General features: G+C 39.7%; 13 protein-coding genes. All 13 read right to left on the bottom strand.

Annotation, left to right across the window (positions count from 1 at the left end; all coding sequences use genetic code 11):
• Positions 1-26: 26 nt before the first annotated feature.
• The gene (locus tag KEM10_RS20690) at positions 27-503 is read right to left on the bottom strand and encodes a hypothetical protein (RefSeq protein ID WP_212219115.1); all 477 of its coding nucleotides are present in this window, start codon (positions 501-503) and stop codon (positions 27-29) included.
• On the bottom strand, positions 490-1,317 hold the full coding sequence (locus KEM10_RS20685) for a hypothetical protein (RefSeq protein WP_212219112.1): 828 nt from the start codon (positions 1,315-1,317) through the stop codon (positions 490-492). The genes KEM10_RS20690 and KEM10_RS20685 overlap by 14 nt, the downstream gene beginning before the upstream one ends.
• A 3-nt stretch (positions 1,318-1,320) precedes the next feature.
• Positions 1,321-1,830: a LysM peptidoglycan-binding domain-containing protein gene (locus KEM10_RS20680; RefSeq protein ID WP_212219109.1), complete on the bottom strand. Its 510-nt coding sequence runs from the start codon at positions 1,828-1,830 to the stop codon at positions 1,321-1,323.
• Positions 1,830-2,210, bottom strand: a complete 381-nt coding sequence (locus tag KEM10_RS20675; protein WP_212219106.1) for a hypothetical protein — start codon at positions 2,208-2,210, stop codon at positions 1,830-1,832. Before KEM10_RS20675 ends, KEM10_RS20680 begins: the two co-directional genes overlap by 1 nt.
• 1 nt (position 2,211) lies before the next feature.
• Positions 2,212-2,811: a glycoside hydrolase family 108 protein gene (locus KEM10_RS20670; protein ID WP_212219103.1), complete on the bottom strand. Its 600-nt coding sequence runs from the start codon at positions 2,809-2,811 to the stop codon at positions 2,212-2,214.
• 2 nt (positions 2,812-2,813) lie between these two features.
• The gene (locus KEM10_RS20665) at positions 2,814-3,113 is read right to left on the bottom strand and encodes a hypothetical protein (RefSeq protein WP_212219100.1); all 300 of its coding nucleotides are present in this window, start codon (positions 3,111-3,113) and stop codon (positions 2,814-2,816) included.
• Entirely contained in the window at positions 3,113-3,631 is a 519-nt protein-coding gene (locus tag KEM10_RS20660) for a hypothetical protein (protein WP_212219097.1), read from the bottom strand. The genes KEM10_RS20665 and KEM10_RS20660 overlap by 1 nt, the downstream gene beginning before the upstream one ends.
• Entirely contained in the window at positions 3,628-4,596 is a 969-nt protein-coding gene (locus KEM10_RS20655; protein WP_212219094.1) for a hypothetical protein, read from the bottom strand. The genes KEM10_RS20660 and KEM10_RS20655 overlap by 4 nt, the downstream gene beginning before the upstream one ends.
• Positions 4,596-5,246: a DUF6046 domain-containing protein gene (locus tag KEM10_RS20650; RefSeq protein ID WP_212219091.1), complete on the bottom strand. Its 651-nt coding sequence runs from the start codon at positions 5,244-5,246 to the stop codon at positions 4,596-4,598. Before KEM10_RS20650 ends, KEM10_RS20655 begins: the two co-directional genes overlap by 1 nt.
• A gap of 207 nt (positions 5,247-5,453) precedes the next feature.
• Positions 5,454-5,837, bottom strand: a complete 384-nt coding sequence (locus KEM10_RS20645; RefSeq protein WP_212219089.1) for a hypothetical protein — start codon at positions 5,835-5,837, stop codon at positions 5,454-5,456.
• Between the two features lie 53 nt (positions 5,838-5,890).
• Positions 5,891-6,310 carry a hypothetical protein gene (locus tag KEM10_RS20640; protein ID WP_212219086.1) on the bottom strand — a complete coding sequence of 140 codons (420 nt, stop codon included), beginning with the start codon at positions 6,308-6,310 and terminating at the stop codon, positions 5,891-5,893.
• Positions 6,310-7,575 (bottom strand): DUF2586 family protein, encoded by a 1,266-nt coding sequence (locus KEM10_RS20635; protein WP_212219083.1) that lies wholly within the window; start codon positions 7,573-7,575, stop codon positions 6,310-6,312. Before KEM10_RS20635 ends, KEM10_RS20640 begins: the two co-directional genes overlap by 1 nt.
• Positions 7,575-7,808: a hypothetical protein gene (locus tag KEM10_RS20630; protein ID WP_212219079.1), complete on the bottom strand. Its 234-nt coding sequence runs from the start codon at positions 7,806-7,808 to the stop codon at positions 7,575-7,577. Before KEM10_RS20630 ends, KEM10_RS20635 begins: the two co-directional genes overlap by 1 nt.
• Position 7,809: the final 1 nt, after the last annotated feature.

The following is a 7,809-nucleotide window of genomic DNA, read 5'->3' as shown; positions in this document are numbered from 1 at the left end:
TCGAGTGTTAATACGTCCATAATATCTTAGTTTACTACAACATCATATCGTTTACCGGCTAGTTTATAATAATCAACCAATGCACGTAACCGGTACAAACTTGCATCGCTGAATTGATAAGGTATATTCACAATAAAATCGTATGATCCACCAAAATAGGCACTGTCATTATGCATGATAAAGGCACTGTAATCATCGGCATCTAATACTAATGGATCATTATCGCTGTCTCTATGAATTAATGTAATGGTGTCGCCACCTGCATCACTTATATAGATCCTTCGTTCGTCGGTATCAAAAGCATCATTCAGTGCACCTTCCAGATAACACACCTGCCCATTATGATCAAGCTTGTATAAAATATCTGCTTTGTAACTGGTAAACTGATTATACAGGCTGATGATTGGAGTAACTAAAGCTTTTAACCAGGCAATATTAAAAGCCTTCCTAAGCACTTTAGGAATCAACCATATTACCACATTGTTAAAATCAATTCCGAACATTAGCTATATAATTAATGGTTAGGTTTTCATCACTTATAGTAAGATATCCTGCATTCGGAACCACTTTACCGTAAACAGGCTGCCAGTCGTTAGCCGCATATTTTGTATCAACGGTTCTTATCTCAGGTATATCTATTCCGGTAGTGGCCTGTAGTGCATCTACCAAGTTTGCCGGTATAAATTCACCATTAAAAGGCAGACCGCTAATAAATGTTTTGATAGTATCCTCTGCAGGTATTTGTCCAGGATCTGTCAACAATTCTCCATTCTCATTTAATACCAATGGATCGTAGTAAATGTCCAAAACCAAACGAAGATCATCGCCAACATCGCTAACAATATTAACCACTACACCTGCATCCTTTACTTTAAGTATGTATTGCTCAAAAGGTGTTAACTCATCAGGATCAGCAGTGCTCAACGGTGCCAATTCGCCATTAACATCCTTAGCCACCTTCATAAATAATTTACCTGCAATTTCATCCACTGCAGCATGACTTACTATCTGTGCATCTTCATCAATGGTTTCGTAGTAATCGGTATCTGGTACCAGGGCATAACCATACTGAAACTCTTTCGCCTTTTCGGCATACCAATAAAGGTTGTGTGTTTTTTGAGTAGCCAAAATGCTATTGACTAATGCCACTAACTCATCGTATAAGGTTTCAAGCATCCAAATAGCAGTCGCAACCACATAAGTAGTTAAACGCCACAAAGCCGTTTTACTCGTACTTGTCAGTTTCATATTTAGTGTTTCATCTGCCTGTACAGTGTCCACCATTTCCTGTTGTATGTCTGCTATATCTCGTGCCATGCTTTAGCTTACTATAAAATCAAATTCAATTGCCCAGAACTCTATACCTTCAGGTTTAATATCTGCACTTTCTTCAGATGTTAATCCTGTGGCAGGTTTAATGCCCCGGCCTTTATAAAATTCATACACCAACTTATCAATTGGATCCTTACGACCTTTGAGTATTTCCCCCGGGTTAATTTCCGATGTCATATCCTTATCATTATCCTTTGCCAATTGAAATACACCTTGCAAACTTCCATAAAGCTGAAGAGCCAAATCAAACATATTCTGATAGGGTTCAGCAACTGCCTGATTAGGTAGTTCGGTTGTTTGCATTGCAATAGTTATAGCCTTTAATGATTTGAATGATATGGAATCGTCAATTTTTAACTCCATACCTGGTGTCAATACATCCGTCATACTGATATCATTATCAGCAGCCAACTGTTTAGCACCTTGCGTGTGACCGTAAACACGTACGGCCACATCAAACAAGGTTTCACCAGGTAGTATGGAGGTTTTGGTGTACATTAATCTTTCTTTTTAAGTGGGGTGCCTCTTAACAGGTAAGCGCTGAAGAAAAAGGCTAATACCATAATAAAAGCCGTTGGAACCTGCCATTCAACTGCCATTCCCTTTACAAAAGTTGCAGCATTTTCATTGAAGAAATAAAGGATAATAACAGCCCAAATCAGAGCAAAGAAATTAGCAACCACTATATAAGCTATTGTCCTTCTTGCTTTACTTCGTTCAGTATTTTCACTCAGACTGGATCCAACAAACTCACTTACCTTATCACTAATTTTCATATTAAAATCAGCTCTCTCTTCCTGAGTAAATGCAAGTTTATCAACTCCGCTACTAACGGAATCAAACACCTTATCCAAATTCAACTTATTAAATAGTCCCATATCAAGTCCTTTCAGTCCATCCGGGAACAAATATTTCCTGTTCCAGGTTACGGTTAGTTATTTCATCATATTTCTTCAGCTGATAATAATTCATCCACTTGAGCAGCCACATGGTTAATTTTTCTTTATTTCTTGATCCAAAACGACTTGTATCAAAATAAGCCTCAAGTGCATCAATCGACTTATTTCCGATACCACCGTCAACAATCAAATCCGGATAATCTTTTTGGTTTCGGTTCAGTTTGTTCAATGCATTTTGCAAACACTTTGCTCCATAACCAATGCCCATATTAACCGATGTATCGAATAACTCATCCGCTATTTCTTGTGGCATATGCACACAGTTTAATTTGTCCCAAAAATGATATCGATAAAACGACTCAACAAATTCATTCAGATCAATGGATCCATCAAGGTTAGCAAAAAGGTTTCCATTTGGGTATTTACTTTTTAGTTGGTCAATAATTCTCCAACCACCCCAATCAGGCCAAAAATTTCGGGCAATACCCTTATAGGTTTCGCCACCTTTATCCTTTGGGTGATTTGAGTAACCACCTTCATGTTTCAAAGTTTTTTCAAATGCTTTCTCAAATCTTGCCATGTCTATTCCTCCAATTCATAATCAAGGTCAAAGTGTCCATTGTCCTCAATGTCTATGGTTTTTACTTTATAGTTATCGGCCTGCAGGCCTACTTTTATTTCTCTTTTCATATTGGCTTTACTGGTTGTTTGCTTGCCAATAAAGTTGCTTAAGCCTACACCTATGGTAGGGTTCTCTTTTAATTCGCCTTTGTGCAATACCAGTAAAAGTTCTACATGCTGATCATCCGACTCACCAGTAATAAAGTCACCATCTTCGGTGGCAAACTCTTTATCATCGTTCAGTAAAAAATCCTCTCTCATCAGTGTTTAACTTTAGTATTGATTATGGCTTCAGGATCAGGATCCGGTAAGCTTTGAGCAATCCAATCAGTAAGAATAAGTTTTAAAGCTGCACCACCATCACCATTGGCAGGCGCCCATGAATTAATTAGGTTTTTAAGACTGTTTAAATCGTCTTTAATTCCCTTTAATTCATCAATCAGTTTTTGCGATATGGCAATACCACCGTTTTGGCCGCCATTAATTATAACCTCTTCAATATCTGTGACTGAAAGGATGTAACCATCCGTTTGATTGTTTTCAACAAACAGAACCAAAACCTTACTACCAACATTTGGGTAGATGGTTACCACGTCAGATCCGGGTGTAGTAATGGCATTTAAGCGAACATTAAACAGTTCCGGTAACTCATCACGTTCAACTCTGCAGGTATTGGTTGTTTTATCCACTTTGGTTACCGTTCCTTCAGTAACCAAAACAGGTATAATTGCTTTTGCAGCCTTTTCAATGGTATCCTGGATAACACTTTCTAAACTCATACCTTAAAGCTTAAAGTGTTTTCACGTTCATAGCCAGAACTCAGTCCATAGCGGATAATGGTTTTTTCAACCAGGTACTTTCCTTCACGCTCAGGTTCCTGATCATCCACAATCTTTAAAGTGTCGCCTGCATGAGTTCGTGGATAGGCAAAACCAATGATAGAGCCACTATAGCCATCGAAGCTTAGTTTGTTGTACCACTTATTGGCTATCTCTTTTAACTCATCTATACTTAAGGGCCCGAAGTTGAGCGTTCTCAAACTGGCCTCATTACTTTCGTCACCTACCTCATACTTCAGCTTTTTTCCATTGCGTTGGTTACTTATTGCTTTAATGCGGACCTTAACATCTTCAGCACGGTGATACTTCAGGTTGTTTTTTTTCACATTCATGCGAAGCTGATTGCTATCATTCAGCGTATAGGTAAAAGTGTTACCTGTTCCTCGCACATCATATGCAAACTGGCAATGCAGAGTAGTACCTTTTATATAGCTGTAAAAACCGTATTGCTGTTGAAGCTCTCGCAATACTCTATAGCTACTGGCTCCACTTATCTGAAAAGTTCCCAAGTTAACATCAGGGCAAACAATGGTATAATCCGGAGCAATATATTCAAGTAAATGGCGAAGTGTGATGCTTTCCCATGCTTTGGTAAAATTGTTTCGCTTCAAAGGATAGAAAGAATCGTCTACATGCAATATCAGCGGTGCAGACGATTCAATTTCACCTAAAAATCCAGAAAATTCATGAAAATAATCACCGTCAAACCCAAGTTCAATTGTAACAGGATCACTCGCTTTTATGTATTCCAAAACACCTTTACCTGCTAACTTCCGATAGTTACGAGGCAGTACAACAGTGGCTTTATCACCAAGCTCTTTAACACTCTCGGTAATTTCAACCTGGTTAACGTTATTAAAAACAACGTTACCTACTGTTATTCGTGCATTTGGTTCGTAATACATTATTGTTCCTGTAATAAAAATTCAGCGCTACTAACAGCAATGGCATGCGCTCTATACTTCACTGTATCTACATATCCTTCTACAAACGTTACCTCAAAGTCATCATCAAAGAATATCTCAGTAATGCCCAGGTTATCGAAGATCTCACTACTAACCGCATATGTACCGGAGGCCTCAAACAATTCGTGCATAGTTTGTACTAACTCCTGTGGGTAGTGATGCTCTTCAACATCCACCAATATTCCCTGCAGACTAATCTCATAGGGCTTCATTCCAAAGTTCTCAACCACTTCGTAATTACTTCTGTCGATAGAAGTCCGTACAACGTGTTTGCCTCTGCGGAACGATACCATTGGTGGTGGTGCAATAAAGCTATTGGGTGATGCTTCTGTAGGTTTTAGAAATGGAATCGCTCTGTGTCCACCTTCTATGGTTGGCACCCCAAACGAATACCTCTTACTTTGATCCAACGAATTGGTGAATATCATATCGGCATAGGAAGTATCAGGCTCAGAAAGCACAGGGATATTACTTAGCATGAAATTGGATAAGCCCAAACCCGTTGCCTGGATAATACGTGGTGCTATTTTCATAGCCGTATATCCAAAAGCCTCATTGTATCGTTCAACTATGCCACTAAGTGATATCATTATCCTGTGCTTTTATGCCAATCATTCCTTTTTCTGCTAACCATTCAACCTGTCGGTACTTTTCAAACCATAAGTCATCGTCCAGGTCTTCAGGAAAAGGGATATGTAAAAAATGAGATATTAAAGCGTTACCTTGCCTTATAAAGTTTGCCGTTTCGTGTAACCGGCTGTCCGCATCATCAACTAAATCGATGAACGGATAACCGGTTATAAGTTTTTTATGGTAGCCTTACCAATAGGTATTAACTGCGATAAAAAGTCGAAGGCGCCATAAAACAGTAAATCATCTGCTTTCACCTTTTCTTTCTCTGTCAATAAACATGAGTTAATCAGGATCTCTTTCGACTTATTAGGGTCTTTATCCATCCACTTTTCAAACTCACCCATCGACTTACGGCAAGGCACCCGACCAATAACGGCTAAAAACTGAGTGCGCTCTTCATCCATTGGAATTTCACCCAGTTTAATTTTACCTTCACCGTATCTGTTTTTCCATGCGGTGATCATGTCTGCAGTTACACCATCAGGCAACTTTTGTCCTTCAGGTTGATTAACAATTAGCTGTGCTACTGTTTGTTCTTTCTTTTCCATTTCTACCAAGTGTTATTTATTAGAAGAAAGCAGCCCCGAAGGGCTGTCATTCCTTATACATTGTTATATTTAACATCAAGTACAAAAAGCGTAAACTGCTTTTTAAGATCCATTTCGTTAGGCACATCACGTCCCTGATTTTGGAACTTCACCAACAAAGTATCGTTAATGATATCGTTGTCTTCGTTCACAAAAGTGACGTTGATTTCAAATGGCTTGATTTTTAACAAGTCGCTACCTGCCGCTTTTTCAATGACACTAACTGAGGCCAAACGCATTGTCATAGTAGCGGTATTGGTGATCATACCCATTGAATAAGATGTACCTCTATTGCTTCCCAAAGAATGGTTAAGTTGATGTTCCTGCTCAGTGTTATAAGTAAGTTCAGTTACTTCGTAACTCAAACTACCAAACATGGCTATTTGAACATCACCACCATCGTAGGCCTTACCGTTTTTCCTTACTGTAGTCATTACAATGAATTTTTAAGGTTAATGGTACCGGCTATTTCACCAATGGTTCCTGTTGGTACCACAATGAAAGAAACCTTCAATTCCTTATCTCCGGTTAACAAATCAGAGTTAGGATCCACAATTGTTTCACCACCTGAAATCTCACCGCGTCCGGCCATGCCATCAAAAGCAACATTGCCCAAACCTTCGAAGTACTTCACCATGCCGGTGGATAATAACCCGGTTTCAGAGTCAACAGGTACAACGGTTTTAACTTTTGGCAGTAGCTGTTTGCGCAATTCACGCGCAGCCTTACCCAGTGTTAAACCTAGTGCAATGGTGTTTTCATTCATAAAACCATCCACATCCACAATTTCAGGAGTACAGGTATGATCGTAGTTCCAACGGAAACCTGTTGACCCGGTGTAGCTAATACCAAAGATGTAGCCTTTATCATCGTAGTCGCTCAAATCGTCCTCAACTGCAGTAATCTTTTGGTGATTACTCAAACCGGCTGTTAACCAAATCAGTTTTTTAGCATCGCTGATATCCAGTGTTTCCACCTCACCAATATTCTGATTAACGGCTATGCCTGCACTGGTACCTAGCATGGTTCCAACATCAGCAAACTTTTGCGATTCACCTGTTAGCGATTCCGCGTAATCCCAGTCCTGACCAATGCAAAGCGATACATTACCATATTCGGCAATGGTGCCACTGTCATCAATCTCGCGAAGATCCAAAATAGCTGCTACCGTTCCGTTGATACCACGGCCTTCGAGAAATACATTTAAAGGTCGGTCAGTATCCCATGTCCAGTCGTGCAATAACTGAGCTTCAGCTAACGACTCTCTTATGCCTTCCTCTAATCCATCAACATAAGTGGGCGCATAAGCTGCAGGTTGGTTCCAGGCAACTGCCAAACGACGCATTTCACCTTTCGACTCTGCTACCATCGAGTGTCCGTAAGTGGTAATGAGTTGCTTCATGGTTAAAGTCTCAGTACCTACTATCAGATAAAGTTTAATGCCTTCGCCTGCCATACGGAAAAACTCTGTGATGTGTCGGTACACACGTACATCGTTATCCTCATCGTAAGCGGCATTAATGCCAAGGTATTCGGCATCCTTTACCTTTTCAAGAGTGTATAAGGTGCCATTAACAACGCCTAATATGCCTTCAGCAGCTGCTACAGCCGGACCATTAACCAACAGTCCGCTGATTTTATCAGCATTTGAATCGGCATTAACGCCAATGTCACCTTTTGTAATTACTACACCTCTCATTATTTAGTCTCTTCAGGGGTTTTACCTTCTAAAGCCTCACGAGTAATTTTTGCCAACTTTTTACCGGCTTTCTTTTCCTCAGCAGTGATGCTTAGGTTAGCCAGGTTCTTAGATGTGAAATACTCGTTTTTTGGATTCTTGAATAAAGTGTCCACTTTAAACTTATCCATTAGCTCAAGCTGCTCCTTTTCGGTAAGCGCTTTTCGTGCATTGGTTTTAGTTTCTTTTGCCATC

The organism is Carboxylicivirga linearis (assembly GCF_018271995.1).
GTDB lineage: Bacteria > Bacteroidota > Bacteroidia > Bacteroidales > Marinilabiliaceae > Carboxylicivirga > Carboxylicivirga linearis.
This window is presented reverse-complemented; position numbering and strand designations above follow the sequence as displayed.